This is a genomic window from Sphingomonas sp. KRR8 (assembly GCF_023559245.1).
In the GTDB taxonomy this organism is placed as follows: domain Bacteria; phylum Pseudomonadota; class Alphaproteobacteria; order Sphingomonadales; family Sphingomonadaceae; genus Sphingomicrobium.
The window spans coordinates 2,381,131-2,406,414 of the sequence record NZ_CP097462.1 but is presented as its reverse complement, the minus strand read 5'-3'; the positions used below and the strand labels follow the sequence as shown (position 1 = coordinate 2,406,414).

Sequence of the window (25,284 nt, the reverse complement as noted above, 5' to 3'; positions counted from 1 at the left end):
CCGGACCGTTGAACGCCGATGACAAGCGGGCAATGCCCGCGTCGCGGGCTCAGCCGGGGTAAGCGGGCAAGCTCCAGCCCCGAGCGATGGCGAGGCCGCGCAGCGCGAAGCCCGCGGAGGCCGCGGCGAGCGCGGCCAGCGGTAGCGGCAAGCCAAGCAAGGCGAGGCCGACGAACAGGCCGGAACTGAGCGCCGCGGCGGTCACATACAGTTCCGGCCGCATCAGGATGGATGGCTGGCCCGCCAGCACGTCGCGAATGATACCGCCGGCGCAGGCGGTGAGCACGCCCATGGCGAAAGCGGGCACCGGCGCGACGCCCCAGGCGGTCGCCTTGGCCGCGCCATAGGTCGCGTATGCCCCAAGGCCGAGCGCGTCGAACCAGAGGAGAGCCCGCTCCGAGAAGTGCCGACTTCGGACGACCCACACCGCGAACGCCGCGCCCATGCAGATCAGCAGCATGGCGTTGGTATGCACCCAGAACACCGGCGCGCCGATCAGCAGGTCGCGCAAGGTGCCCCCGCCAACGCCGGTCACCACCGCGAAGAAGATGAAGGTGACGAGCGTCTGGCGCTTCTCCGCGGCAAGCAGCGCGCCCGAAATCGCGAAAACGGCGATGCCGAAATAATCGAGCAGGACCAACGCCTGCGGCAGAGTCGGCGTGGGGAGCGCGGGAGCCATGGGTCCTTCTCGCCCGTCCTGGGCGGGGCACGCAAGCGCCGGATGCTTCCGCCCTCCGCTGCCAGTCTTCCAAGGTTGGGTTCTGGCGGGAGGTGGCGTAAGTCCTGCTCATGACGGACAGCGCCAGCCCCACCCCGCCCTTCCCCACGCTCGAGGATTGGCAGCACTGGACGCTGGTGATGGGCCGGGCACAGCAGATGCTGATGGAGGCGTGGGCCGAGGGGCTGAAGCAGGGCCAGCCGCTGCCGGGGGTGAAGCCGCCCGCCGCGCCCGCCGACCCGATGGCGTTCCTGACCGCGGGCGCGGCCGCCTGGAGCAAGGGCCTGGAAGCCTGGGGACAGTTGCTGGCGACCACGCAGGCGGCGACCAACCAGAAGGACAAGCGCTTCGCCGCGCCGGAATGGCGCGACAACCCGCTGTTCGACACCATCCGCCAGAGCTACCTCGCCATTTCCGACCAGCTGCTGCGCGGCGTCGAGCAGATCGATGGACTCGACGATGCGGCGCAGCAGCGGCTGCGGTTCACGACCAAGGCTTTCATTGATGCGATGAGCCCGTCCAACTTCGCGCTAACCAATCCGCTGGTGCTGAAGAAGACCATCGAAACGCGCGGCGACAATCTGCTGAACGGGCTCAAGCACATGCTTGATGACCTGAAGGCGGGCCAGCTGACGCAGACCGCCAAGGGCGCGTTCGAAGTCGGGCGCAACCTGGCGACCACTCCGGGCAAGGTGGTCAGGGAAACGCCGCTCTACCAGCTCATCCAGTATACGCCGACGACGGAGAAGGTGCTGGGCACGCCGCTGGTGATCTTCCCGCCGTGGATCAACCGCTTCTACATTCTCGACCTGACGCCGGAAAAAAGCTTCGTCCGCTGGTGCGTCGAACACGGCATCACGCTGTTCATGGTCAGCTGGAAGTCGGCCGACGAGACGATCAAGGACATAACGCTCGACGACTATGTGCTGCGCGGTCAGATCAATGCCATCGACACCATCCGCGACCTGCTCGGCGTCGAGAGCGTGCACACCATCGGCTATTGCGTGGCGGGGACGACGCTGGCCGCCACCCTCGCTTATCTCGCCGCGAAGGGCGAGGCCACGAAGGTGAAGAGCGCGACCTTCTTTACCGCACAGGTGGATTTCACGCAGGCCGGCGACCTTAAGCTGTTCCTGGGTGACGAGACGATGGCGCTGCTTGAGCAGCTGTCCGCCAAGACGGGGATCGTGGACGGCCGCGTGATGGCCAGCACCTTCAACCTGCTGCGCGGCCGCGACCTCATCTGGAATTATGTCGTGGGCAACTACCTGCTGGGCGAGGAGCCGGCGCCGTTCGACCTGCTGCACTGGAACAGCGACGTTACCAACCTGCCCGCGGGCTGGCACCGCGACTATCTCGAGACGCTGTATCGCGGGAACCAGTTAGCACAGGGCAAGGTGGCGGTGGCGGGAACGCCGGTCGACCTCGGGAAGGTCGAGACGCCCTGCTACATTCAGGCCGGGCGCGAGGACCATATCGCCCCGCCCGAAAGCGTGTGGAAGATCATGGACCACTTCCGCGGCAAGAAGCGCTTCGTGCTGGCGGGATCGGGGCATATCGCCGGGGTGGTGAACCCGCCGTCCGCGATGAAGTATCAGTATTGGGTCAATGACACCGACGCGGCGACGCTGGACGAGTTCGTCCAAGGCGCGGAGGAGCATAAGGGCAGCTGGTGGCCGGACTGGCTTCAGTGGCTGAAAGCGCAGGACCCGAGCGAAGTCGAGGCCAAGGGCGCACGCCTGCCGGGCAAGGGCAAGCTCAAGGCGATCGAGGACGCGCCGGGACGCTACGTGAAGACGCGCTGACGCCCGTCAGTGCGCCTGGCGCGGTGACTCCATGAACTCGGTGAGCACGCCGCCCATGTCCTTGGGATGCACGAAGAAGATCGGCGTGCCGTGCGCGCCGATGCGGGTCGGCCCGAGGATGCGAACGTTCAGACCCTCGAAGTGGGCGCGCGCGGCGTCGATGTCGTCGACCTCGAAACAGACATGATGCTGACCGCCCTCTGGGTTCTTCTCCAGAAACTTGGCGATCGGACTCTCGGGGCCGAGCGGCTCGATCAGCTCGATCTGGCTGTTGGGCGCGTCGACAAAGCAGACGCGCACACCCTGCGCGGGCAAGTCGAACGGGTCGCCATGCGGTTCCGCGCCGAGAAGCGTACGATAACGCTCCAGGCTGCGCTCGATCGACGGGGTGGCGACCCCGACATGGTTCAGGCAGCCGAGTTTCATATTACCGTAGTCTCGTGAGTATGCGCTCAATGAGCTTAAATCTTTGTTCGGTGTCCGTAAGAGCCTGCAAGACATATGCCTTACTGTTGCTAGAGGAAACGGAGGCAGTGCTGTTTGCAAGTAGCCGGCAGGTTTGTGTGCTTCTTGCCGGTAGGTAGCCTCTTCCGCCGTTCCCCCAGGCGATCACCCAAGCGTTCGTTTCCGCCGTGTTCCTGCGCAGCAACCCTAATTTAGCGTTGAAACTGGCAGCTCTACTCCAAGGCCAAGCTTGAAGGATGCTCCCGAATAAGCCGACCAGATGCGTCGAGCCTGCCAGCTCAGACTTGAGCTGAGCAGCGTCAACGGAGATCTCATGGCTTCGTCGAGCGATGAGACGGGCTGACTGAAAGTTGGGAGTGAAATTCGGCGCACTGTCGCATGCGGCCAAGTAGCGGTCAGCAGAACGTCCACCGCAACCCTCGAGAGGCACGAGCAAGAAAAGAAGAACGCTACAACGGAATGTTGTCATGCTTCTTCCACGGGTTTTCCAGCTGCTTGTCGCGCAGTTTCCTTAGGCCAAGCGCCACCTTCCGCCGCGTCTCCCTCGGTTCGATCACGTCGTCGATGAAGCCCATGCTTGCCGCCACAAACGGGTTGGCGAAGCGCTCTTCATATTCTCGGGTGCGTTCCGCGATGGCGTCTGCATCGCCGATGTCCTTGCGGAAGATGATCTCGACTGCGCCCTTGGCGCCCATCACGGCGATCTCGGCCGTCGGCCAGGCGTAGTTCAAGTCGCCGCGCAGGTGCTTCGACGCCATGACGTCGTAGGCGCCGCCATAGGCCTTGCGGGTGATCACGGTGATCTTGGGGACTGTCGCCTCGGCATAAGCGAACAGCAGCTTGGCGCCGTGCTTGATGATGCCGTTATGCTCCTGGCCCACGCCTGGGAGGAAGCCGGGAACGTCGACGAAGGTCAGGATCGGGATATCGAAGGCGTCGCAGAAGCGGACGAACCGCGCCGCCTTCTTCGACGAGTTGATATCGAGCACGCCGGCCAGCACCATCGGTTGGTTCGCGACCACGCCGACCGTGCGGCCCTCGATCCGGCAGAAGCCGATGATGATGTTGCCGGCGTGGGCGGGCTGGAGCTCGAAGAAGTCGCCCTCGTCGGCGACCTTTCGGATGAGCTCGTGCATGTCGTAAGGCTGGTTGGCGGACGGCGGGATCAGCGTGTCGAGGCTGTCCTCGGCACGGTCCCACGGGTCCTCGGTCGGGCGCTCCGGCACGGCGACGCGGTTGGACAGCGGGAGGAAGTCGAAGAACTCGCGCGCGCCGAGCAGCGCGTCGATGTCATTCTCGAAGGCGAGGTCGGCGACTGACGACTTGGTGGTGTGGGTGATGGCCCCGCCCAGTTCCTCCTGGGTCACGACTTCGTTGGTCACCGTCTTCACCACGTCGGGACCCGTGACGAACATGTAGGACGAATCCTTCACCATGAAGATGAAGTCGGTCATCGCCGGCGAATAGACCGCGCCACCAGCGCACGGGCCCATGATCAGGCTGAGCTGCGGGACCACGCCGCTGGCCAGCACGTTGCGCTGGAATACTTCGGCATAGCCCGCGAGGCTGGCGACACCCTCCTGGATGCGTGCACCGCCCGAATCGTTGAGGCCGAGCACCGGGGCCCCGACCTTCATTGCGGCGTCCATCACCTTGCAGATCTTCTGCGCGTGGCGTTCGGACAGGGAGCCGCCGAACACCGTGAAGTCCTGCGCGAAGACATAGACCAACCGGCCGTTGATCGTGCCCGAGCCGGTCACCACGCCATCGCCGGGGATCTTCTGCTCGGCCATGCCGAACTCGGTGGCATTATGTTCGACGAAGCTATCCATCTCCTCGAAGCTTCCTTCGTCGAGGAGGACAGCAAGGCGCTCCCGGGCGGTCAGCCGGCCTTTGGAATGCTGCGCCTCGATGCGCTTGAGGCCGCCGCCAAGCCGGGCGGCTTCGCGCCGGCGCTCCAGTTCCACGGTCGTCGTTGTCATGGGCCGAGGCTCTTCGGCCCGTGCGCCAGCTTCGTCAACATGGGGCCACAAGCGAGCATTGTCCTAACCCAGGTTATCATTTGAAACGGCCCGCTTGTTTCAGTGGTTGGTGGCCTGCCATCATTGAGGAGAACAGGACAATGACCCAGAACGGAAAGGCCAAGCGTGGCTTCGCCGCCATGGACCCCAACCGGCAGCGCGAGATTGCCAGCAAGGGCGGCAAAGCGTCGGGAGGGAATTTTGCGAATGATCGCAGCCGCGCCGCGGAAGCCGGGCGGGTCGGCGGCAAGGTCAGCCGGAGCCGCGCGAGCGAGATGGCCTGAGGCCGTCATGGAACTGCCAGCCCACTCCGGATGTTTGATCTAAAGCAGGACTGGCGGTTCTACGCCGCACTGCAACAAAAATTTGCCGATAGGTCTGCCACCCGGCGGAACTCGAATCGGAACCTTGTTGTTTGGACGTAACCATTCGCCTTTTTCAAAAGGATCGCAGTCGCATGTTCGAGAAAGTTGGCGTTCACGGGTCTGGTTCTTCATCGGTCCAGGCATTCTCGAACTCACGCACGACCCTCATCTGCTTCTCGCACCTGCGATGGGAATTCGTCTTTCAGCGGCCCCAGCATCTGATGAGCCGCTTCGCCAGGACACAGCCGGTCGTCTTCTGGGAAGAACCCGTCTCAACCGCCGCCGGCGAGGCGCCGTCGCTGGACGCGCGAGCCGCCAAGAATGCGCCCGGCGTGACCATTGTCACGCCTCGTCTTCCTGAGGGTATGGACGCCGACAAGCAGCAGACGGTGCTGAAGGGACTGCTCGACCAGTTCGTCTCGACTCTCCCGGGCAAGTTCGTGCGCTGGTATTATACGCCGATGATGCTGCCCTTCTCGCGGCATCTCGATGCGCTGGCGACCGTCTATGACTGCATGGACGAGCTGTCCGCCTTCCGCTTCGCGCCGCAGGAATTGCTGAACCTCGAGACCGAGCTGCTGAACGCGGCGGACCTCGTCTTCACCGGTGGCTATTCGCTCTATGAAGCGAAGAAGAAGCGCCACGGGAATGCCCACCCCTTCCCCTCGTCGGTCGACCGAAAGCATTTCGGCGCGGCCCGCAGTGGCATTGCCGATCCTGCTGATCAGGCCGGCATCGCTCACCCGCGCCTCGGTTTCTACGGCGTGATCGACGAGCGGATCGACCTTGAACTGCTGGCGGAAGTGGCGGACCTGCGCCCCGACTGGCAGCTGGTGATGGTCGGTCCGGTCGTGAAGATCAGCGAGAATGAGCTGCCGCGTCGCGCCAACATCCATTACCTCGGCGGCAAGAGCTACGACGAGCTGCCGTCCTACCTCGGCAATTGGGACGTCGCCATGATGCCCTTCGCCATCAACGAGGCGACGCGCTTCATCTCACCGACCAAGACTCCGGAATATCTGGCGGCGGGCAAGCCGGTGGTCTCCACTCCGATCCGCGACGTGAAGCGTCATTACGAGAAACTGTCCGGCGTCCGCATCGCTGCGACTGCCGAACAGTTCGTCGATGCGGCCCAGCGCCTGCTGGAAATGGCCACCGAGGACAACGACTGGCTAGCGGAGGTCGACCTGGCACTCGCCGACATGAGCTGGGACACCACCCAGGCCCGCATGGCCGCGCTGATCGACGAGGTGACCGAGCCCGCGCGCAAGATCGAGCGCCCGGCGTTTGGCAACGGCCCCGGGTCGTTCACTCACCTGCCCAAGGCCAAGAAGTACGACTATCTGATCGTCGGCTGCGGCTTTGCCGGGTCGGTACTCGCCGAGCGACTGGCGACCCAGCATGGCGCCCGCGTGCTGATGGTCGACAAGCGGAACCATGTCGGCGGCAACGCCTATGACGAGCTCAACGAGCACGGCATCCTGTACCACAAGTACGGCCCGCACATCTTCCACGCGAACAGCGACGAGATCGTCAGCTACCTGTCGCAGTTCACGCAGTGGCGCCCGTATGAGCATCGCGTGCTCGCCAATGTGCGCGACATGCAGGTGCCGATCCCTATCAACCGCACCACGCTCAACATGCTGTTCGACGCGGGCCTCAAGAACGACGAGGATGCGGCGGCTTTTCTGGCGGCTCGAGCCGAGCCGGTGGCCAACATCCAGACCTCGGAAGACGTGGTCATCAATGCGGTCGGACGTGAGCTCTACGAGCTGTTCTTTCGTGGTTACACCCGCAAGCAGTGGGGTCTCGATCCCTCCGAACTCGACAAGCAGGTGACCAGCCGCATTCCGACGCGGACCAACACCGACGACCGCTACTTCACCGACGCGCACCAGATCATGCCGCTTCACGGCTACACCAAGATGTTCGAGAAAATGCTCGACCATCCGCTCATCGACAAGGCGCTGGGCACCGACTTCCGCGACATCAAGACGGACGTGGATGCGGCGCACATTATCTACACCGGGCCGATCGACGAGTATTTCGACTGGCGCTTCGGCAAGCTGCCCTATCGCTCGCTCCGGTTCGTCCATTCGACGATCGAGAAGGAGCAGTTCCAACCCGTCGCCGTGGTCAATTATCCGGACACGGAAACGCCTTACACCCGCATCAGCGAGTATAAGCACATGACCGGCCAGGAGCATCCGCGGACCACCATCACGCTCGAATATCCGAGCGCCGAGGGTGACCCTTATTATCCGATCCCGCGACCGGAGAATCAGGCGCTGTTCAAGAAATATGAAGCGCTGGCCGATGCGACCAGCGGCGTCACCTTCGTCGGCCGCCTGGCGACCTACCGCTACTACAACATGGACCAGATTGTCGGACAGGCGCTCGCCACCTTCCGCCGGATGGATGAGCAGCGGGCCAGCCTTGGTGCGTCACGCCGGGAGCTTCGCCTGGCCGTCTAGGCCAGGAGGAGGCGCCTATGCAGAGCCGAGAAACCAGCACCACCCCGCTCGAACTCTGGGGCGGGGTGGAGTGCACGGTCGTCCGGATCGGCGATGAATACCGCGATCAGCTGGTGGAGACCGGTCACGCCTACCGCATGGCCGACCTGGACGAGATCGCCAGGCTCGGAATCCGCACCGTCCGTTACCCGATCGTGTGGGAACGCGTGGTCGGCGACCATCCGGATAAGCTCGACTTCAGCTGGCACGACGAGCGGCTGCGGCGCCTCCGCGACCTTGGGGTCAAGGTCATCGGCGGGCTCGTCCACCATGGCTCGGGGCCGCGCTTCACCAGCCTGCTTGATCCCGACTTCCCGGCCAAGCTCGGCCATTATGCGGCCAAGGTGGCGGAGCGCTACCCGTGGATTGATCGCTGGACCCCAGTCAACGAGCCGCTGACCACCGCGCGCTTTTCCTGCCTCTACGGCCACTGGTATCCGCACACCAAGGATTGGGGCGCCTTCATGCGCGCCCTGGTGCTGGAATGCGCCGGTTCGCTGCTGGCCATGCGCGCCATCCGCGCGGTGAATCCGGGCGCGCTGCATGTCACCACCGAGGACATGGGCAAGACCTTCGCCACGCCCGCGCTGCAGCATCAGGCGAACCACGAAAATGAGCGGCGCTGGCTCAGCATGGACCTGCTCGCCGGCAGGGTCGGCGCTTCGCACCCTTTTCGCGAGACACTCGAGCGTCATGCCGATCGCAAGCTGCTCGACCTGCTTGCCACCGGCGAGGCAGCGCCCGACATCATCGGCATCAATCATTACCTGACGAGCGAACGCTACCTCGACGAGCGGGTGGACCTCTATCCCAACGTCGAACCCGGCACGAACGGGCGTGACACCTATGTCGACCTTGAAGCAGTGCGAATGCCGCACCTGGCGGAGGAGGTCGGGCCCGCCGCGCGTTTGCGCGAAGTGTGGGAGCGCTATGGCATCCCGCTGGCGATCACCGAGGTTCACCACGGCTGCACCCGTGAAGAGCAGGTGCGCTGGCTGCAGCAAGTGTGGCAAGCGGCCGAACAGGTGCGAAGCGAAGGCGCCGACGTGCGTGCGGTCACGATCTGGTCGCTGTTCGGCAATGTCGACTGGCGCTCGCTGATTACCCGTCGCGAAGGCATCTACGACGTCGGCGCGTTCGACACCCGCGGCGGCAAGCCCCGGCCGACGATGGTTGCGCGGGCAGCGGCGAGCCTTGCGACAGGCGGCAAGGTCGAGCACCCGATCATCCACGGCAAGGGCTGGTGGCAGCGTCCCGAGCGCTTCTACATCGGTGCGTCCGCCTGCGAGCCAGCGGCCTTTGGTCACCACCCGGTGCTGATCACCGGAGCGACCGGCACGCTAGGGCAGGCGTTTGGCCGGATCTGCACCCACCGCGGCCTGCAGCACGTCGTCACCGATCGCGCCACGCTCGACGTCACCGATGCGGCCTCGATCGACGAGGCACTCGACCGCCTTCGGCCGTGGGCGGTGATCAACACCGCCGGCTTCGTCCGGGTGCCGGAAGCCGAGCACCAGCCCGACGATTGCTTTCGGATCAACACGACCGGCCCTGAGCTGCTGGCCGCCGCCTGCCACAAGCGCGGAATCCCGTTCGTCACTTTCTCCAGCGACCTAGTGTTCGATGGCCAAAAGGGCGAGGCGTACCTTGAGCCCGATCCCACCAGCCCGGCCTGCGTCTACGGGCGCAGCAAGGCCGATGCGGAGCAGCGGGTGATGACCATCGACCCGCGTGCGCTGATCATCCGGACCAGCGCCTTCTTCGGGCCATGGGACCGCTACAACTTTCTCCACGACACGCTGGGCCGGCTGCACCGCGGCGAAGAAGTGCTCGCCAGCGACAACAGCATGGTCAGCCCGACCTACGTCCCTGACCTCGTCCACGCGACGCTCGACCTGCTGCTCGATGGCGAGCAGGGCATCTGGCACCTGGCGAACGAAGGCAGCGTCAGCTGGCACGGCCTCGCCCGCGACATCGCGGGCCGGGCTGGCATGAGCCCGCGCAAGATCGTCGACAGCGCGGGACCCCGAGCGGACAACACGCTCGCCACCAGTCGCGGGCAGTTGCTGCGGCCACTCGAATCGGCGCTGACCGACTTCATGCTCCACGCCGAGACGCTGCCTGGGCGCTAGTTTCGCATGGCCGGTCCGGGGAATTGGACCTCTTCTCTCGACTCGTGCTTTGTTGTCCCGATGAGCGATCGAGGAGATAGGATGCAGGTATCGCACTGGCCGGCCCGCTTGTGGCTGGTCCGCCACGGCCAGAGTCAGGGCAACGTCGCTCGTGACCATGCCGACGCGCGCGGACTGGCGGAGATTGGCATCGACATTCGTGATGTCGATGTGCCGCTCAGCGACCTCGGCCATGAGCAGGCGCAGGCGACCGGCCGCTGGTTCGCGGCGTTGCCCGACGAGCAGCGGCCCGAAGTGATCCTGTCCTCACCCTATCTTCGCGCGCGCCAGACCGCTCGCCACATCTGCGAAGCGGGCGGACTTGCCGGCGGCAAGTCTCGCACCGTCGTCGACGAGCGCCTGCGCGAGCGGGAGTTCGGCGTGTTCGACGGGCTCACGACGCTCGGCATTCGGGAGCGCTTTCCAGAGGAAGCGGCACACCGGACGAGGCTTGGCAAATTCTACCACCGGCCTCCGGGTGGGGAGAGCTGGGCCGACGTCATCCTGCGGCTGCGCTCGGCGATGAACTCTATCAACCTTCATTATCCGGACCGGCGTGTGCTGATCGTCTGCCATCAGGTCGTGGTGCTGTGCATGCGCTACATCCTCGAGGAGCTGGACGAGCCCACCATCCTCAAGATCGACCGGCAGTCCGAGGTCCTCAACTGTGGGATATGCGCGTTCGATTTCCAGCCGGCCGAGCTCGATTCCGTGCCAAAGCTGTCGTTGTGGAATCAGGCTGCCCCGCTGGAGCTGGAGCGCGCGCCGATCACCAGCGAACCCGACAAGATGACCGGAACGAGGTGAGCGTCACGGAACTCGACGCGGCGCTGCTGGCCAAGCATCCGCTGCCTGCGGTTGGGCAGGGCGACAAGGACCAGCATGGCGCGATTCTGATCATCGCCGGCAGCCGCGACGTGGCCGGCGCGGCACTGCTCACGGCGATGGGCGCGATGCGGGCGGGAGCCGGCCGACTGCAGATCGCGACCGTCCGCAGCGCGGCGAGCGGCCTTGCCTTCACCATGCCCGAGGCGATGGTGGTCGGCTTCGAGGAGGACGCCGACGGCGGTTTCGTAGGCTCCGCCAACGACAGGCTGGCGCGCCTGGCGGGCAAGGCGGATGCCGTGGTCGCCGGGCCGGGGTTGCAGCAAACCGATGCCTGCGCCGCGCTGGCGGCCGCGCTGCTCAAGAACGGCAATCGGTTGGCGCTCGATGCCGCGCTGCTTCACGCACTGCCGGCCCGCACGGCGGATGCCAAAGCCGCCGAGATCCCGCCCATCCTGCTGCCGCATGCGGGTGAGATGGCCAGCCTGCTCGAATGTGAGACGGCCGAGGTCGAGGCCGACCCGCTCGGCGCCGGACTGCGGTGCGCGAAACGCTATGACGCAGTGACCCTGGTCAAGGGCGTCCAGAGCCATGTGGTCACGCCGGACGGCCGCGCCTTTCGGTACCGCGGTGGCGGGCCGGGGCTTGGCGTCTCAGGCTCGGGCGACATGCTGGCCGGCATTGTCGGCGGGCTGCTGGCGCGCGGCGCCGCGCCGCTTACCGCACTGCTTTGGGGCGTCTGGTGCCACGGTGAGGCGGGACGCCAGCTGGGCGAAAGGATTGGCACCCTCGGCTACCTGGCGCGCGAGCTGGCGGACGAAGTGCCCGCCTTGCTCTTTCCGGTTCAGGCCCCTGCGTAATCGTCCAGCTCGTCCCCGACCAGCTGTGCCACGTGCATGACGTTGGTGGAGCCGGTCTTGCCGAAGGGAATGCCGGCGAGGATCACCAACCGCTGGCCACCGCCGGCGAGCTTCGTTCGCAACGCCATCCGCTTGGCCTTGGCGACCATTTCTTCGAAGCTGGAAACGTCGCGCGTGTTGACGGCATGCACGCCCCAGACGAGGCCCATGCGGCGGGCAACGGTCTTGCTCGCGGTCATCACCAGCAGCGGCACGGGCCCACGTTCGCGAGCGATGCGTCGGGCGGTCGAGCCGGTGCTGGTGTAGCAGACCATCGCCGCGATCGGGACCGTGTTGGCAATGCTTCCCGCGCTTTCCGACAGGGCGTCGGCGGTGGTCGGCTCGGCTGGGGTAGCCGTGAAGTGGACGCGGGCGGCATAGCCCGGATCGGCTTCAACCGAGCGACCGATGCGATCCATCATCTGCACCGCCTCGCACGGATAATCGCCCGCGGCGCTCTCCGCCGACAACATCACTGCGTCGGCACCATCGTAGATGGCATTGGCGACGTCGCTGACTTCAGCGCGGGTGGCGGTCGGCGAGTGGATCATGCTTTCCAGCATCTGGGTGGCGACGATCACCGGCTTTCCGAGCTCACGGCAGCGGGCAACGATCTGCTTCTGCAGTGCCGGTACGGCTTCGGGCGGAAGCTCGACGCCCAGGTCGCCGCGCGCGACCATCGCCGCGTCGGCGTGGGCGAGGATGCCTTCGAGCCGCTCAATGGCGGCGGGCTTCTCGATTTTGACCATCAGCGCGGCCTTGTCGCCGATCAGCGCGCGCGCTTCCTCCACGTCCTCGGCCCGCTGGACGAACGACAGCGCAATAAAGTCGGCGCCCTGGTCGAGCGCGAACTGAAGGTCGCTGCGGTCCTTCTCGGTCAGTGCCGGGATCGGCACCAGGACGTCGGGCACATTGACGCCCTTGTTGTCGCTGATTCGTCCGCCGACCTCGACGATGGTCTCGATCCGGTCGGGCGTGACGGCGGAGACCCGCAGGCGGACCTTTCCGTCGTCGATCAGCAGCCGGTCGCCCTCGCCCACTGCCTCGAACAGTTCCGCGTGGGGCAGCTCCACCCGCTCGGGGGTGCCCGGCTCGCTCGACCGGTCGAGCAGGAAGCGGCTTCCGGTCGGGACCTCCACTCCGCCGCCAGCGAAGCGGCCGACGCGCAGCTTGGGTCCCTGAAGGTCGAACAGGATAGTGGAGGGACGCCGGGTCTGCTCCTCGAGGCTGCGGATCGCCTGAACCAGCTTGATCTTGGCGGCCTGGTCGCCGTGGCTCATGTTGATTCGGAACGCGTCAGCGCCGGCCGCCATCAACTTGGCGATCATCTCGCGGGTGTCGCTCGCTGGCCCCAGTGTCGCGAGGATTCGGACCTTGCGCCCGCGCGGGCCGACCGCCTGTACCAAAGTATCGCACTCCCTTGTTGCGCCACGGCCATAGCCGCAACGCCGCGTGGTTCAACCGCTTGAAACGGTTCCCACGGCTGGCCTAAGGCGCGGGTACGACGATTTTCTGACAGATGGGATGGGGATATGGCGGACGGCAACGTCTCGGCGGAACAGCTGCGGCTGTTCATTGAGCGCATCGAGCGGCTCGAGGAAGAGAAGAAGGGCATCGCTGACGACATCAAGGACGTCTACGGCGAGGCCAAGGCGACCGGCTACGACACCAAGACGATGCGAACCATCGTTCGCCTGCGGAAGATGGAAAAGAACGCACGTGATGAACAGGACGCTCTGCTGGAAACCTACCGCAACGCCCTGGGCCTCCACTAGGCCTTAGCTGCCTCCCGCCAGTGTCAACGCCAGGAAGAAGGCGTTGCTGCTGGCGTGCAGCGTAAGGTTGGCCCACATTCCGTAGCGCACGCGGGCGAAGCCGAAGATCAGTCCGGCTACCAGCTGCGGCAGGACAAAGGGCACCAGCAGCCAGGGCCGATCCAGCGGGTAGTTGCTGAAATGCGAGCCCGCGAACGCGATCGCCTGAAGGTAGAATATCGCCGGGAACAAGCGCACGAACCACTGCGGAACCGTTCTGTCGGCACGCCAGACGAGCGCCGCGCCGACCAGCAGCAGGACGAGCGCCAGTCCGATTGCGAGCAGTGGCTGGTCCATCGCGCCGAACTTCCAGAACACGCCAAAAGTCAGCAGCACCATCAGGAAGAAGGTGATGTGCCGGCGCTTGCCGTCGAGCCATGAGCGGAACAGCACTTCCTCCATCAGCGGCGCCATCAGCGCTCCGAGGAGCAGCGTGAACGCCGGGCCGTTCCTGGTCAGCTGCTCCAGCTGCGGCGTCGCCAGAGTGGCGCGCTTGCTCAGCCAGCCAAGCAGCGAAGCAAGCGGCAGATCGACGAGCACGCCGAGCACCAGCAGCCAAAGCACGGCCCGGACGGCCACCAATCCGAAACGCTCGCGGGGGGTGTGGAGGGAGGGCGCTCGAAGGAAGGCGAACCAGTCACGCCAGACCTCGGGAACGAGCCTGCCGACGGGCCCCACGCTTGTCGATCGCTCACTCATCCGTCTAAGGGTCCCGGCACCAAATTCACGTCAATCAGGTCAGGAGCCCCGCCGGATGGCAGGCCATTCCAAATTCAAGAACATCATGCATCGCAAGGGCGCACAGGACAAGAAGCGCTCGGCGATGTTCAGCAAGCTCAGCCGCGAGATCACGGTGGCCGCCAAGTCCGGCCTGCCCGATCCGGACATGAACGCGCGCCTGCGCGCGGCGGTGCTCGCGGCCAAGGCGCAGTCCATGCCCAAGGACAACATCCAGCGATCGATCGATAAAGCGTCCAGCGGTGAGGCCGAGAATTACGAAGAGATTCGCTATGAGGGTTTCGGTCCCGGCGGCGTCTCGCTGATCGTCGAGGCGTTGTCCGACAACCGCAACCGCACCGCGACGAACGTCCGCACCGCATTCAGCAAGAATGGCGGCAACCTTGGCGCGAGCGGGTCGGTAAGCCACGGCTTCGACCGCCTCGGGCTGGTCGAATATCCGGCGTCGGCGGGCGACAATGACAAGGTGTTCGAGGCGGCGATCGAGGCTGGCGCCGACGATGTCGAGAGCGACGAGGACGGCCACCGCATCTGGACCGCGCAGGACAGCCTGCACGAGGTCGCCAAGGCGCTCGAGGGCAGCCTGGGCGAGCCTGAATCGTCCAAGCTCGCCTGGCGGCCGCAGACCCCGGTCGAAGTCGGTGAGGACGATGCCGGCCAGCTGATGAAGCTGATCGACACACTCGAGGAAGACGACGACGTCCAGACGGTGTGGGGTAATTACGAGATCAGCGACGCGGTGGCCGAGAAGCTCGGCTGATGTGGTGGCTGGCGGTCAAGGCGCTGGTGAGCGGCGCGATCGTCGCCGCCGTGTCGGAGATCGCCAAGCGCTATCCGGGGTTCGGTGCGCTGGTCGCCTCGCTGCCGCTGGTGTCGGTGCTCGGCATGCTGTGGCTGTGGAACGACAAGCCCGACGCGGCGAACATGGCGGCGCATGCCCAGGCGACCTTCTGGTTCGTGCTGCCGAGCCTGCCGATGTTCCTGGTCATCCCCGTCCTGCTGCGCGGCGGGATGAACTTCTACCTGAGCCTGGCGCTCGGCTGCGCACTGACCGTCCTGCTATACCTGCTGATGGTGTGGGCCGGGCCGAGGTTCGGGCTCAAGCTTTGATCGTCCTGGGCCTGGACCCGTCCTTGAGCTGCACCGGCTGGGGACTTATCCGCGCCGAGGGCAACAGGCTGACACATCTCGCCAACGGGCAGATCCGGACCAGGGGATCCGCTCCGTTCGCGTCGAGACTGGTGGAACTTGCGGACACGCTTGACGGGCTGATCGCGGAACATCGCCCGCAGGCAGCGGCCGCGGAAGAAGTGTTCGTAAACCAGAACCCCTCCTCCACCCTGAAGCTCGCACAGGCCCGCGGCGTGGCGCTGCTGTGCGCGGCGCGCGGAGGGCTGGAGGTGGGCGAATATGCGCCGACACTCGTAAAGAAGGCGGTGGTCGGCACCGGCGGCGCATCGAAGGATCAGGTCCACGCGATGATTGCGCGGCTGCTACCGGGAATTGCGATCACGGGGCCTGACGCGGCGGACGCGCTGGCCGTGGCGGTCACCCATGCGCACCATCTTGCAAGTGCCGGGCGCGGCGTGCGCTAAGGCCGCACCGCTGCTGACCGCCGGGACCTGGAACAAGTTCAGGGTGACGGGTGGGGGAAAGCTTGCTCTAAACCCTCCCCATGATCGCTCGCCTCTCCGGAACCCTCGTTGAAACAAGCGCGGACAGCGCGGTCCTGGATGTGGGCGGCGTCGGCTATCTCGTGTTGCTTTCGGGCAAGACGCTGAGCGCGCTTCCCAGTCCGGGCGGCGATGTGGTCCTGCTGACCGAACTGCAGGTCCGCGAGGACAGCATGACCCTGTTCGCCTTCGGCTCTGCCGCCGAGCGGGAGGCGTTCCGGCAGTTGACCTCGGTGCAGGGCGTCGGCGGGCGACTGGCGCTAGCGATCCTGTCCATCCTCTCGCCCGACGAGCTGGCACGTGCGGTGTCCGCCGGCGACAAGGCGATGATCGCCCGGGCAAGCGGGGTGGGACCGAAGCTTGCGCAGCGGATCTCCCTGGAGCTTCAGGGCAAGCTGGGGCTGGCAGCTGGAGTGTCGGGCGGCCCCGCGCCGGTGCGCGGCGGGGCCGCGAACGACGCGCTGTCGGCACTCGCCAACCTTGGGTTCAAGCCGGTCGAGGCAAGCACGGCCGTGGCGGCGGCGCAGGAGGAGTTGGGCGCCGACGCGACCCTCGACGCGCTGGTCCGGCTGGCGCTGAGGAAGGCCGCGAAGTAGCGCGAGCAACGAAAAGGGGCGCCGGTCCGCGACCGACGCCCCTTTTCTTCATCTTCAGTCCTTAGAAGCCGAGGCGGAAGCCAAGTTGGGCGTTGACCTCATTGCCCTCCTTCTTGCCGACAGTCGTGCCGAGTTGGACGTCAAGGCTGGCGGCGCCGCCGAGCGGGGCGCTGGCACCGCCCGTGATGCGACCGTAGACCTTCTTCGAACGATCGGCGAGCTGCCAGCTGTCCACGATAGTGGGCGACGCGGTCTGCGCGAACTGAATGAACTGTGCGTCGCCCGACAGCAGCTTTTCGGCGCTGGCGGCGATGAACGGATGCACGGTCACTCCGCTGGTGTCCCAGTTGCCGCGTGCCTCCACGCCGAGGTCGCCGACGAACGCCTTGGTCGACTGACGGCGAACGCTGAGGTTGAGCGCTTCGTCGCCCGTCTCGGTATAGGCGTCGAGCTTGACCTTGGCATAATTCGCGGCCGCAAACGGACCGACCTTCAGGCCGCCCAGATCGGCGAGGTAGCCGGCCTTCGCACCGGCAATCCAGTGATGCCCCTTGGGATCGGCGGTGATCGGCAGAACCACGCCAGTTCGGTTGATGTCGTGGCGCGTGCGGCCGTAACCGGCGTGACCCTGGACGAACAGGCCACCTTGGGCGATGCCGCCGTAGACGCCCGCCTGAAGTGTCTTGCCCTTGTCGCGCAAGCCGCTGGCGAGGACGTTGGCGCGGTCGCGGTCATAGTTCACCGCCACGCCGACAAGACCGGCGTCACCCACTCCGAACTCGGCGCCGGCCGTCACGCCGTACCCGCGCAACTCGAACCGGTCGGTGCGCTCGGTCGCCTTGGCGTTGCGCTGGAAGCCGTTGCCAGTGACGAAGAAGCGCAGGCCCTGCGGTGTCACGCCTGCGCGGGCGGCGCTGGTGTCGACGCGTCCATCGAGCGTGCGGCCAAACTGGCGCGCCGTATCAAGCTGCAGATTGATCGGTGCACCGAGCACCAGCGGGGCGCGCAGCTGGGCGGCGACATATTGGCCGACGACCGCAAAGCCGTCCGAGCTCAGGTGAAGGGCGTCGACGTAGAACAAATAACCCTTGCAGCCGGAGATCACGTTCGCCTGCGTCGCCGGGCAAGCCACGCCGTTGGCGAGGCCATAGGCCGCCGGATTGGTCTGAATGCTGCCAAGCACCTTGGTGAGGTCGAGATAATGGACCATCACGCCATTGGCGGCGAAGCCGGCGAGCTGCGCCTGCACGGCAGCGTTGTAGCTGGTCGAGAAGGTGTTCCGAGTAGCCTGCGCGACGGGGTCGGCGGCCACTTCGGGAAGAAGGGCGGTGTTGCCGGCGAGCACGCTGATCGTCCGCGCGCCCGCGCCGACAACCCGGTTGAACTGGGTCGTGGTTGCGTTGATGGAGTCGGTCAGGGTGCGACCATTATTGAGGCCCTGCTGGAAGTAGCGGGCATCGTTGCCGCCAATCGAAACCGTCACCAGGTCGTTTGGACCGAAGCTCGGCGCGCCGTTCGGAAAGACCGGGGCCTGCGTTCCGACGTTGAGGAAATTGTCGACCTCGAACTGGAGGTCAAACGGCGAGCTGCTGCCGCGCACCGCGGTGGCGCCGCCAACCGCGAAATTCTCGACCGGAGCGTTCAGGATACTGGACAGCGTGTCGATGTAGTTGGTGCCGCCGGAAAAGCGGCCGGTCGGATAGATGCCGCTCTGGAAGGTCAGCGGGTTGAGACCGGTCAGGCGGAACAGGTTGCCGGTGTCGGCATAGCTGTCGCCGAAGGTTACGATACGGGTGATGCGCTGCGCCGATGCGGGCGTCGCCGCGGAGATGGCGGCGAGACCGAACAGACTGGCACCCAGAAGGGCGCGGCCGAACTTCGACATGATTGATTTCCTCCCCAGACCGCGACGGCGCGGTTGTTGACGACGGTTATGGCCCGTGGTCGCCGCGCCTGACAAGTGACAGGAAGGTCACAGGTCGATGACGGTCGGCATTTAGTCGAGGAGTTCAGCCGACCCTGGGTCGAGGAGGTCGCGGGTCTCTGCATGCTTGCGCATGTAGGCCGCGAAAAATGGGCACTTGGGGATGACCTTCAATTCATGCTCCCGGGCATATTCGAGCCCCGCTTCGATCAGCCGGGTTCCATAACCATGGCCCTCATGGCCGTCCGGCACGACCGTGTGCGGGAACAGGATGCGCTTGCCGTCCAGCAGGCGGTATTCGGCGAAGCCCACCTCGCCATCGCCAAGATCGAGCTCGAAGCGATGCCGTTCGCTGCGGTTGACGACGTCGCTCATTTGCGACGGCGCTCTTGGCTCAAGCGGGTGATAAGGATGGCCGCGCGGGTTGCCTGCGGCCACATCGACGCGATGTCGACCCGCTCGGCCGGCGTGTGATCGCCGCTGCTGGTCGGACCCAATCCCGCGATCCCATCCACGTCGGCCGCGACGAAGCTGATGTCACCTGCCCCGCGTTTGACGGGGTCTAGCGCTGGCATCGCAGGCAGGCCGAGATCCGCGTTGACGCGGTTGAGCTTGTCCAGGATCGCCTGGTTGCCTGCGGTCGGCGCCATCGGCGGGTAGCCTTCCTCGAAGCCGAGTTCGGCGCCGGTTACTCCGGTCAACCGGTTCTGGTCGACGATCTGCTGCATACGCTGCTTCACGCGGGCAATTTGGTCATTGCTGATCGCCCGCAGGTCGCCGCGGGCGACCGCCTCGGCGGCAATGATGTTGGTCTTGCCGGTTACGTCCGCGCGGATCCTGCCAGCATCGAGCTTGGCGCTAGAGCCGCCAGCGATCAGGCCGACATTGTAGGTCAGATTGGGCTCGCGCAGCTCGCGGCGGAACTGGTCAAGGATCCGGACGAGCTCATAATTGGCCCCGTAGGAGGAGCCGAACACCCCGCTGCTGTGACCGGGCGTCGCCTTTATGGTCAGTTGCCAGTCCGTCACGCTGCGACGGGCGATGGAGCCCATGTCGCGACCGTTCTCCCGCACCAGGCCTTCAAAATCGAGCGCCACGTCGGCCGCCTTGCCGGCGGCGATGAGGTCGCGGCGAGCGAGGCTGAGTGGCGTGCCGGGATCCTCCTCATCGCCGGTCAGGAAGACCGTGACATTGGCTTGCCGAAGCGTTCCGGCCGCCTGCATGGCGCGCAGGGCCGCGATGATGACAGCGACTCCGCCCTTGTCGTCGGCGGCGCCCGGGCCATGGCCCTGTTCACCCTCACGGACGAATTTTTGGAACGGCGAGTCCGGTTCGAACACCGTGTCGAGGTGACCGATCAGCAGGATGTTCTTGGTACCAGCGCGGCCACGATGGGTGGCGACGAGGTGGCCGGCGCGGCCCGTCTCGCGCAAGGGAATCCAGCGGACCTGAAAGCCGAGCGGCTCCAGCTCCGCACGGATCATGCCGCTGACCGCCTCCACGCCGGCGATGTTCTGCGAACCGCTGTTCTGGTTCACCATCCGCTCGAGCAGGGCGAGCGTGCGACCCTGCTCGGCAGATACCGTCGCGGCCATTCGCTGCTCGGCGGGAGTGAGCGCGGCGGTGGCTGGTGCGGCCAGCAGGGCCGCGGCGAGGAGGAGCGCCAGGTGCTTCACGCAACCACCAGCCCACGGCATTCGCCAAAGCCGATCGACACGGCGCCCGCCGCTTCGGCCCGGGCAGTGAGGATCACCTCGTCGCCGTCCTCGAGGAAGCTGCGGGTCTCCCCGCTCGGCAAGGTCAGTGGCTGCTTGCCGCCCTTGCTGATCTCCAGCAGGGAGCCCAGGCCCTCGCCGTCCGCCGTCGATAGAGTGCCGGTGCCGATCAGGTCACCGGGCTGAAGATTGCAGCCATTGACGGTGTGATGGGCGATGATCTGGTTGACCGTCCAGTACATGGCGGCGGCGGCCTCCCCGTGACTGAGCCGGTGCGGTGCCAACCCGCCGGCGCGCATTGCCTCGGTCGAGATCAGCGCTTCGACAGTGAGGCCGAGACCGGGCTCGGCATCTTGATCGCGCAGATAGTCGAGCGGCTCCGGGTCGCTGGCTGAGCGCGGCATTGCTGCCACGCGAAACGGCTTCAGCGCTTCGCCCGTGACCACCCAGGGAGAGATACTGGTCAGGAAGTTCTTTGCGAGAAAGGGCCCGAGCGGCTGATATTCCCACGCCTGCACGTCGCGAGTGGACCAGTCGTTGAGGAGGCAATAGCCGGCAATGTGATCGGCCGCCTCGCCGATCGGGATGGGTGAACCCAGGCGATTGCCGGCGCCGATCCAGATGCCCAACTCCAGCTCATAGTCGAGGCGGCGCGACGGGCCGAAGACGGGCGCATCGGCGTCCGGCGCCTTGCGCTGACCCGAAGGCCGCATCACCGGCTCACCCGATACGCGCACGCTGGACGCCCGGCCGTGGTAGCCGATCGGCACATACTTGTAGTTTGGAAGCAGCGGCTGGTCGGGGCGGAACTGCTTGCCGACGTTGGTAGCGTGATGGATGCCGACGTAGAAGTCGGTGTAGTCGCCGATCAAACACGGCAGGTGCATGGTCGCTTCCGACTGCCCGATCAGCATCGGCTCGACATCGTCGCGATAGCGGGTGTCGCTGAGCAACTCGGACAGGCGATGGCGAAGCGCGCGCTGGGCTCCCGGGCCCCGCGCCAGCCAAGCGTTCAGAAGTGGGTGGCCAAGATCCTCACGATGCTCCTCGTCGAGCAGGTCGGTGGCCTGCGTGAGGTCAAGGATGAAGTCGCCGATCGCAACGCCGATACGCCGCTCGGTTCCTTCGGCGCTGAACACGCCCAATGGGAGGTTCTGGATGGGGAAGTCGCGGTGCCCATTGGCGCTATGAACCCAGCTGGTCAGCGCCGGATCGTGGGTGTGGTCAAGTTCGCTCAAGGAAGCTTCGCTTTCGGGAAATCGGCCCAGGCCATGTCATAATCGCTCTGCGCGGTGGACAGCGAGGCTGAAGTGACTTCGAACGGCCAGCAGCTTTCGACCATGAAGGCCATGGTGCCGGAGATCTTGGCGGGCTTCAGCTCCGCTTCCGACGCCTTGCGCCAGGTGCCGACGTCCGGACCGTGCCCAGCCATCAGGTTATGCAGCGACAGGCCGCCCGGCGAGAAACCGTCGGCCTTGGCATCATACTCGCCGATCAGCAGGCCCATGCACTCGCTCATCACGTTGCGGTGGAACCAGGGAGGGCGGAAGGTATCTTCACCGACCATCCAGCGCGGCGGGAAAATCACGAAGTCGGCGTTAGCCCGGCCTGGTACGGAGGATGGGGAGGTCAGCACGGTGAAGATCGACGGATCGGGATGGTCGAAACTGACGGTGCCGATGGTGTTGAAGCTAGCAAGATCGTAGCGCCACGGCGCGAAATTTCCGTGCCAGGCGACCACGTCGAGCGGCGAATGGTCGAGCGTCGTCGTCCACAGCTTGCCGCCATACTTCTGGATGACTTCGGTCGGCTCATCCCGGTCCTCAAACCATGCGACCGGCGTCTCGAAGTCGCGCGGATTAGCAAGGCCGTTGGCGCCGATGGGGCCAAGGTCCGGCAAACGGAAAGGAGCGCCATAGTTCTCGGTGAGGTAGCCGCGGGCCGCCCCGTCCGGCAGCATGACGCGCACCCGCACCCCTCGCGGAACCAGCGCAATCTGCCCCGGGCCCACCTCGATCCGGCCGAACTCGGTCAGCAGGTCGAGCCTGCCGTCCTGGGGGAGGAACAGGAGTTCGCCATCAGCCGAGAAGAAAACCCGACCGTCCATGTCGCGGTTGGCGGCGTAGCGATGCAGCGCGACCCCCTCGAGCTCGAACGGCGTGCGGTTGAACACGGCGGTGACCAGCCCATCAACGAAATCGGTGCCGGCGGCGACCTCAGGAAGCGGATCCCATCGCAGGCGATTGGGGGCGAGTGGTTCGGGTCCTCTGTCGAAGGACGGCCCAGGTGCGCCACCATAGGCCGTGAATGGCCGATGGTCGGCGGTCGGGCGCAGGCGGTATAGCCAGCTGCGCCGGTTCTCGTGGCGGGCCATCGTGAACGCGGTGCCCGACAATTGCTCGGCATAGAGGCCGAAGGCAGGACGCTGGGGTGAGTTGCGACCCTTGGGCAGGGCGCCGGGGACAGCTTCGGTGGCGAAATGCCCGCCGAAGCCGGTGAGGTAAGCGGGGGAAGCCTGGCTCAGCATGCCCCTGCTCTACGCCGGGTGGGCGCGGGAGAAAACCCGCCCGTGCCGGTCACGGGCGGGTCTCCCTTCGACCCGTTGACGGTCGCGTCAGTTGACGTTGACGTTGATCGAATCGGGAACCTTGATCTCGGTCTTGTGACCACCGAAGCCGAGGTTGTCGCGGAAGATGTAGGCGAGGACGAGCAGCACCAGCACGAGCAGCACGACCGCGATCACGCCGCCTCCACCGCCGCCGCCGGTTTCGACGATCGTGGTGCGTTCAACCGTGGGCCCGGTGTCGTTCACGCCGTCATTGTTGAGATCGGCCATATGTCCCTCCTGTTTGACTGGCGTAACGAACGAAGTGCACCGCAGCAGAGTTCCTTGGCGTCCCGCGGCTGGTCAGTCGTTGGCGGCGCGGCTTCGGCGCGGGGCGGCCGGACTCGCCAGCTCATGGCAGAGGAACTGTCCTTTGATGGCTTGATTGAAAAAGCGGCCCTTCGATGGGGCCTCCACGAAATCGTGGGCGAGTAGTGGTGGCACGCCAAGGTAGAGGAACCGCCGCCCCGTGGCGAAGCAAAGTTCGAGGGCCCGCTCATCAGGCCAGTAACGCGCATCTCGGATCAGACTTGATGCCATGATGCAGCAACGCCGGCACGGCGCGGAGGATTCATCCTTGCGACAGAGGGAGTCAGACGCGAGTCGAACCGATTGCTCAACGCTTTGGTAACCTTGACCTGCCAAACGGACGGCAGAATTCTCCGACAAAAGGGCGGTGGGGTACCCATGGACAGTTTTCGCGACTTCGCCAGCGAGCTCGAGCCGGCATTCGGCAGCCATGCGGCGGACACGCCCGAAATCCTCGACGACGCCGAAGAGCGGCGGATGCAGGTCAAAGCCTACAACTACTGGACCTCCCTCCTCGGCGGCCGCGACTTTCCCTCGATCGAGGACCTCGAGCCCTCCAGCATCGCCGAATTCGCCAAGCATAGCGTGCTGATCGACTTCACCAGCGGTCCGGCGAGCGCCACCACAGCCTATGTCGGTGGGGCGCTGCGGCGCGAATGCGATCTCGACCCCGACAGCGACCGGCTGGCGGACGCACCGGCGGGCTCCCTGCTTGCTCGGCTGCCGGCCTATCACGGGCAGATCATGGACAGCCGCGCACCCGTCGGCTTCGAAACCAGCTTCCGTAATCAGCGTGGCGTAGGCCAGGCCTATCGCGGCATCCTCATGCCCTTCTCATCCGACGGCGACACGATCGACTTCGTCTACGGGGTGTTCAACTGGAACGAGGTCGATGTCGTCGACGAGCCGGTTGGCGAGCAGCATGACGAAGACGTGCTGGAACTCTCTCAGGAGCCGGCGCCGGCACCTGTCGCCGGACTCGACCACCTGATGGGCCGGGGTGCCTTCAACGCGGGCGATGAATCGCCGGTCTATGGGGAAGAAGCAGACGAGGAGCAGGCGGTAGAAGCGCTGCATTCGGACGACGTCCTCGAATTGGCCGAGGAAATCGACGCGCCGGACGATGTGCTCGAACTCTCGCCGGATCTCGGTGCTGGGCACGACCCTGAGGTTGGCGAAGTGTTCCCGCCCCAATCGCATGACGAAGTTGACAGCGCTGAGGACTCTGAGGAGCAGCCGCAGAGCTGGCATCAGGAATTCGCCGCCTACAGCGCTCCGCAGCCCTTCGAAACCAGCCTCGAGCCGGACGGTGAAGAGCCGGCGGTGGACAGCGCCCGGGAAGAAACCCCATTCGAGCCGGCGCCCTTGCCGGTCGCGACCATCACCTCGGTTTCCATCGGCGAAATGGATGTTCCGATCGAGCCCGTAACGGACCCGGAGGAGCTCTCGGCATGGCATCAGGCCGAATCGCAGACCGACGACGTCGGGCACGGTGAAGCGGGTGAAGCGAGCCTTGATGAATGGCTGACCGCGGCCCGCGCCACGGCCGAGGACGCCAAGGCTGCTGACGGACGCAGCCGCCAGGCGCTCTACCGGGCGCTGGCCGAGGCTTATGACTTCGCCTGCGCCGCGGTAAGCGCGCCCGTCGAATATGACCGGCTGCTGGAGGAAAGCGGTATCTCCGTCCAGGCGCGCGCGCCGATGACAGCCGTCGCCAAGCTCGTCTTCGGCGTGGATTACGACAAGGCGCGCCTCACCGAATATGCCGCGGCCCTTTCCTATGGAGCGCGCCAAGGCATCGAAAGCGGCGAGTTCCTTCCCTTCATCGACAGCATGGAAGGCGGTCTGAAGGCGATGGTGGAGGCCGAGCGCCGCGAGCGCCGTCCCGCCAGTCAGCCAGCTTCGAACTGGCGCGACCGGGTGGTGAGCCGCTTGCGTACCCTTGAGGCGCAGCCCCTCGACCGTTTGGCGGGCAATGGCGAGTTCGCACTGGTTCTGGTCCGCCGCGATGCTGACGGGTCCGTCTCGCCGGTGGCGCCGGTGACCGATGAAGCGCTGCTTGAAAAGGCAATGAAGAAGGCCGGGCACTGAACGCGGCCGCCACGGTGCGCAGGGTTGTCCCCCTGCG

Annotated in this window: 24 protein-coding genes; 12 read left to right on the top strand and 12 right to left on the bottom strand. The window is 65.7% G+C overall.

Annotated features, from left to right (window positions below; genetic code table 11):
- Positions 1-49: 49 nt before the first annotated feature.
- Positions 50-679: a trimeric intracellular cation channel family protein gene (locus tag M8312_RS12150; RefSeq protein ID WP_250117952.1), complete on the bottom strand. Its 630-nt coding sequence runs from the start codon at positions 677-679 to the stop codon at positions 50-52.
- Between the two features lie 110 nt (positions 680-789).
- Between M8312_RS12150 and M8312_RS12145 the strand changes: the two genes are divergently transcribed.
- Positions 790-2,523 (top strand): PHA/PHB synthase family protein, encoded by a 1,734-nt coding sequence (locus M8312_RS12145; protein WP_250117951.1) that lies wholly within the window; start codon positions 790-792, stop codon positions 2,521-2,523.
- Between the two features lie 6 nt (positions 2,524-2,529).
- Here the strand turns inward: M8312_RS12145 and mce are convergent, their stop codons facing one another.
- Together mce and M8312_RS12135 are read right to left on the bottom strand one after the other, a co-directional pair.
- Positions 2,530-2,949, bottom strand: coding sequence for a methylmalonyl-CoA epimerase (gene mce / locus M8312_RS12140; protein ID WP_250117950.1), 420 nt, complete (start codon positions 2,947-2,949; stop codon positions 2,530-2,532).
- A gap of 488 nt (positions 2,950-3,437) precedes the next feature.
- Entirely contained in the window at positions 3,438-4,970 is a 1,533-nt protein-coding gene (locus M8312_RS12135; protein ID WP_250117949.1) for an acyl-CoA carboxylase subunit beta, read from the bottom strand.
- 140 nt (positions 4,971-5,110) lie between these two features.
- Between M8312_RS12135 and M8312_RS12130 the strand changes: the two genes are divergently transcribed.
- From M8312_RS12130 to M8312_RS12110, 5 genes are all read left to right on the top strand, one after another.
- Entirely contained in the window at positions 5,111-5,293 is a 183-nt protein-coding gene (locus M8312_RS12130; protein ID WP_250117948.1) for a con-10 family general stress protein, read from the top strand.
- Positions 5,294-5,466: 173 nt separating this feature from the next.
- Positions 5,467-7,848, top strand: coding sequence for a UDP-galactopyranose mutase (glf, locus tag M8312_RS12125; protein WP_250117947.1), 2,382 nt, complete (start codon positions 5,467-5,469; stop codon positions 7,846-7,848).
- Positions 7,849-7,865: 17 nt separating this feature from the next.
- Positions 7,866-10,019: a family 1 glycosylhydrolase gene (locus M8312_RS12120; RefSeq protein ID WP_250117946.1), complete on the top strand. Its 2,154-nt coding sequence runs from the start codon at positions 7,866-7,868 to the stop codon at positions 10,017-10,019.
- An 81-nt stretch (positions 10,020-10,100) separates the two neighbouring features.
- Positions 10,101-10,865, top strand: coding sequence for a histidine phosphatase family protein (locus tag M8312_RS12115; protein ID WP_250117945.1), 765 nt, complete (start codon positions 10,101-10,103; stop codon positions 10,863-10,865).
- The gene (locus tag M8312_RS12110) at positions 10,862-11,743 is read left to right on the top strand and encodes an NAD(P)H-hydrate dehydratase (RefSeq protein WP_250117944.1); all 882 of its coding nucleotides are present in this window, start codon (positions 10,862-10,864) and stop codon (positions 11,741-11,743) included. The genes M8312_RS12115 and M8312_RS12110 overlap by 4 nt, the downstream gene beginning before the upstream one ends.
- On the opposite strand, the gene pyk is transcribed toward M8312_RS12110, so the two are convergent.
- Positions 11,728-13,188 carry a pyruvate kinase gene (gene pyk / locus M8312_RS12105; protein WP_250117943.1) on the bottom strand — a complete coding sequence of 487 codons (1,461 nt, stop codon included), beginning with the start codon at positions 13,186-13,188 and terminating at the stop codon, positions 11,728-11,730. The two genes, M8312_RS12110 and pyk, sit on opposite strands and share 16 nt — an antisense overlap.
- Positions 13,189-13,314: 126 nt before the next feature.
- Here pyk and M8312_RS12100 point away from each other — a divergent pair, with 126 nt between their 5' ends.
- The gene (locus tag M8312_RS12100; protein ID WP_114229170.1) at positions 13,315-13,557 is read left to right on the top strand and encodes a DUF2312 domain-containing protein; all 243 of its coding nucleotides are present in this window, start codon (positions 13,315-13,317) and stop codon (positions 13,555-13,557) included.
- Between the two features lie 3 nt (positions 13,558-13,560).
- On the opposite strand, the gene M8312_RS12095 is transcribed toward M8312_RS12100, so the two are convergent.
- Positions 13,561-14,295 (bottom strand): CPBP family glutamic-type intramembrane protease, encoded by a 735-nt coding sequence (locus M8312_RS12095; protein WP_250117942.1) that lies wholly within the window; start codon positions 14,293-14,295, stop codon positions 13,561-13,563.
- A 55-nt stretch (positions 14,296-14,350) separates the two neighbouring features.
- Here M8312_RS12095 and M8312_RS12090 point away from each other — a divergent pair, with 55 nt between their 5' ends.
- The 4 genes from M8312_RS12090 to ruvA all read left to right on the top strand — a co-directional run bounded on the left by M8312_RS12090 (position 14,351) and on the right by ruvA (position 16,603).
- Positions 14,351-15,094, top strand: a complete 744-nt coding sequence (locus M8312_RS12090) for a YebC/PmpR family DNA-binding transcriptional regulator (protein WP_250117941.1) — start codon at positions 14,351-14,353, stop codon at positions 15,092-15,094.
- On the top strand, positions 15,094-15,444 hold the full coding sequence (locus M8312_RS12085; RefSeq protein ID WP_250117940.1) for a DUF3147 family protein: 351 nt from the start codon (positions 15,094-15,096) through the stop codon (positions 15,442-15,444). The genes M8312_RS12090 and M8312_RS12085 overlap by 1 nt, the downstream gene beginning before the upstream one ends.
- Complete coding sequence (ruvC, locus tag M8312_RS12080; protein WP_250117939.1) at positions 15,441-15,929, top strand: crossover junction endodeoxyribonuclease RuvC; 489 nt, start codon at positions 15,441-15,443, stop codon at positions 15,927-15,929. The genes M8312_RS12085 and ruvC overlap by 4 nt, the downstream gene beginning before the upstream one ends.
- Positions 15,930-16,009: 80 nt before the next feature.
- Complete coding sequence (gene ruvA, locus M8312_RS12075) at positions 16,010-16,603, top strand: Holliday junction branch migration protein RuvA (protein ID WP_250117938.1); 594 nt, start codon at positions 16,010-16,012, stop codon at positions 16,601-16,603.
- A 61-nt stretch (positions 16,604-16,664) separates the two neighbouring features.
- Here the strand turns inward: ruvA and M8312_RS12070 are convergent, their stop codons facing one another.
- The 7 genes from M8312_RS12070 to M8312_RS12040 form a co-directional block, all read right to left on the bottom strand.
- Positions 16,665-18,488, bottom strand: a complete 1,824-nt coding sequence (locus M8312_RS12070) for an autotransporter domain-containing protein (RefSeq protein WP_250117937.1) — start codon at positions 18,486-18,488, stop codon at positions 16,665-16,667.
- Positions 18,489-18,599: 111 nt separating this feature from the next.
- Positions 18,600-18,902: a GNAT family N-acetyltransferase gene (locus tag M8312_RS12065; protein ID WP_250117936.1), complete on the bottom strand. Its 303-nt coding sequence runs from the start codon at positions 18,900-18,902 to the stop codon at positions 18,600-18,602.
- A complete protein-coding gene (locus M8312_RS12060) occupies positions 18,899-20,224 on the bottom strand; it encodes a M20/M25/M40 family metallo-hydrolase (protein ID WP_250117935.1) in 1,326 nt (441 codons plus the stop codon). The genes M8312_RS12065 and M8312_RS12060 overlap by 4 nt, the downstream gene beginning before the upstream one ends.
- Positions 20,200-21,480 carry a fumarylacetoacetase gene (gene fahA / locus M8312_RS12055; protein WP_250117934.1) on the bottom strand — a complete coding sequence of 427 codons (1,281 nt, stop codon included), beginning with the start codon at positions 21,478-21,480 and terminating at the stop codon, positions 20,200-20,202. The genes M8312_RS12060 and fahA overlap by 25 nt, the downstream gene beginning before the upstream one ends.
- On the bottom strand, positions 21,477-22,769 hold the full coding sequence (gene hmgA / locus M8312_RS12050) for a homogentisate 1,2-dioxygenase (RefSeq protein ID WP_250117933.1): 1,293 nt from the start codon (positions 22,767-22,769) through the stop codon (positions 21,477-21,479). The genes fahA and hmgA overlap by 4 nt, the downstream gene beginning before the upstream one ends.
- Positions 22,770-22,856: 87 nt before the next feature.
- A complete protein-coding gene (locus M8312_RS12045) occupies positions 22,857-23,078 on the bottom strand; it encodes a hypothetical protein (RefSeq protein ID WP_250117932.1) in 222 nt (73 codons plus the stop codon).
- Between the two features lie 72 nt (positions 23,079-23,150).
- On the bottom strand, positions 23,151-23,387 hold the full coding sequence (locus M8312_RS12040) for a KTSC domain-containing protein (RefSeq protein WP_250117931.1): 237 nt from the start codon (positions 23,385-23,387) through the stop codon (positions 23,151-23,153).
- Between the two features lie 147 nt (positions 23,388-23,534).
- Here M8312_RS12040 and M8312_RS12035 point away from each other — a divergent pair, with 147 nt between their 5' ends.
- Positions 23,535-25,247 carry a PAS domain-containing protein gene (locus tag M8312_RS12035; protein ID WP_250117930.1) on the top strand — a complete coding sequence of 571 codons (1,713 nt, stop codon included), beginning with the start codon at positions 23,535-23,537 and terminating at the stop codon, positions 25,245-25,247.
- Positions 25,248-25,284: the final 37 nt, after the last annotated feature.

Coding starts and splice junctions, on each gene's coding strand:
- M8312_RS12070 (WP_250117937.1), bottom strand. CDS start 18,488: ATGTCGAAGTTCGGCCGCGCCCTTCTGGGTGCCAGTCTGTTCGGTCTC.
- M8312_RS12090 (WP_250117941.1), top strand. CDS start 14,351: ATGGCAGGCCATTCCAAATTCAAGAACATCATGCATCGCAAGGGCGCA.
- ruvA (WP_250117938.1), top strand. CDS start 16,010: ATGATCGCTCGCCTCTCCGGAACCCTCGTTGAAACAAGCGCGGACAGC.
- M8312_RS12130 (WP_250117948.1), top strand. CDS start 5,111: ATGACCCAGAACGGAAAGGCCAAGCGTGGCTTCGCCGCCATGGACCCC.
- M8312_RS12120 (WP_250117946.1), top strand. CDS start 7,866: ATGCAGAGCCGAGAAACCAGCACCACCCCGCTCGAACTCTGGGGCGGG.
- M8312_RS12100 (WP_114229170.1), top strand. CDS start 13,315: ATGGCGGACGGCAACGTCTCGGCGGAACAGCTGCGGCTGTTCATTGAG.
- M8312_RS12065 (WP_250117936.1), bottom strand. CDS start 18,902: ATGAGCGACGTCGTCAACCGCAGCGAACGGCATCGCTTCGAGCTCGAT.
- M8312_RS12095 (WP_250117942.1), bottom strand. CDS start 14,295: ATGAGTGAGCGATCGACAAGCGTGGGGCCCGTCGGCAGGCTCGTTCCC.
- hmgA (WP_250117933.1), bottom strand. CDS start 22,769: ATGCTGAGCCAGGCTTCCCCCGCTTACCTCACCGGCTTCGGCGGGCAT.
- mce (WP_250117950.1), bottom strand. CDS start 2,949: ATGAAACTCGGCTGCCTGAACCATGTCGGGGTCGCCACCCCGTCGATC.
- M8312_RS12150 (WP_250117952.1), bottom strand. CDS start 679: ATGGCTCCCGCGCTCCCCACGCCGACTCTGCCGCAGGCGTTGGTCCTG.
- M8312_RS12135 (WP_250117949.1), bottom strand. CDS start 4,970: ATGACAACGACGACCGTGGAACTGGAGCGCCGGCGCGAAGCCGCCCGG.
- M8312_RS12060 (WP_250117935.1), bottom strand. CDS start 20,224: ATGCCGTGGGCTGGTGGTTGCGTGAAGCACCTGGCGCTCCTCCTCGCC.
- M8312_RS12115 (WP_250117945.1), top strand. CDS start 10,101: ATGCAGGTATCGCACTGGCCGGCCCGCTTGTGGCTGGTCCGCCACGGC.
- M8312_RS12085 (WP_250117940.1), top strand. CDS start 15,094: ATGTGGTGGCTGGCGGTCAAGGCGCTGGTGAGCGGCGCGATCGTCGCC.
- M8312_RS12035 (WP_250117930.1), top strand. CDS start 23,535: ATGGACAGTTTTCGCGACTTCGCCAGCGAGCTCGAGCCGGCATTCGGC.
- M8312_RS12040 (WP_250117931.1), bottom strand. CDS start 23,387: ATGGCATCAAGTCTGATCCGAGATGCGCGTTACTGGCCTGATGAGCGG.
- M8312_RS12045 (WP_250117932.1), bottom strand. CDS start 23,078: ATGGCCGATCTCAACAATGACGGCGTGAACGACACCGGGCCCACGGTT.
- glf (WP_250117947.1), top strand. CDS start 5,467: ATGTTCGAGAAAGTTGGCGTTCACGGGTCTGGTTCTTCATCGGTCCAG.
- M8312_RS12145 (WP_250117951.1), top strand. CDS start 790: ATGACGGACAGCGCCAGCCCCACCCCGCCCTTCCCCACGCTCGAGGAT.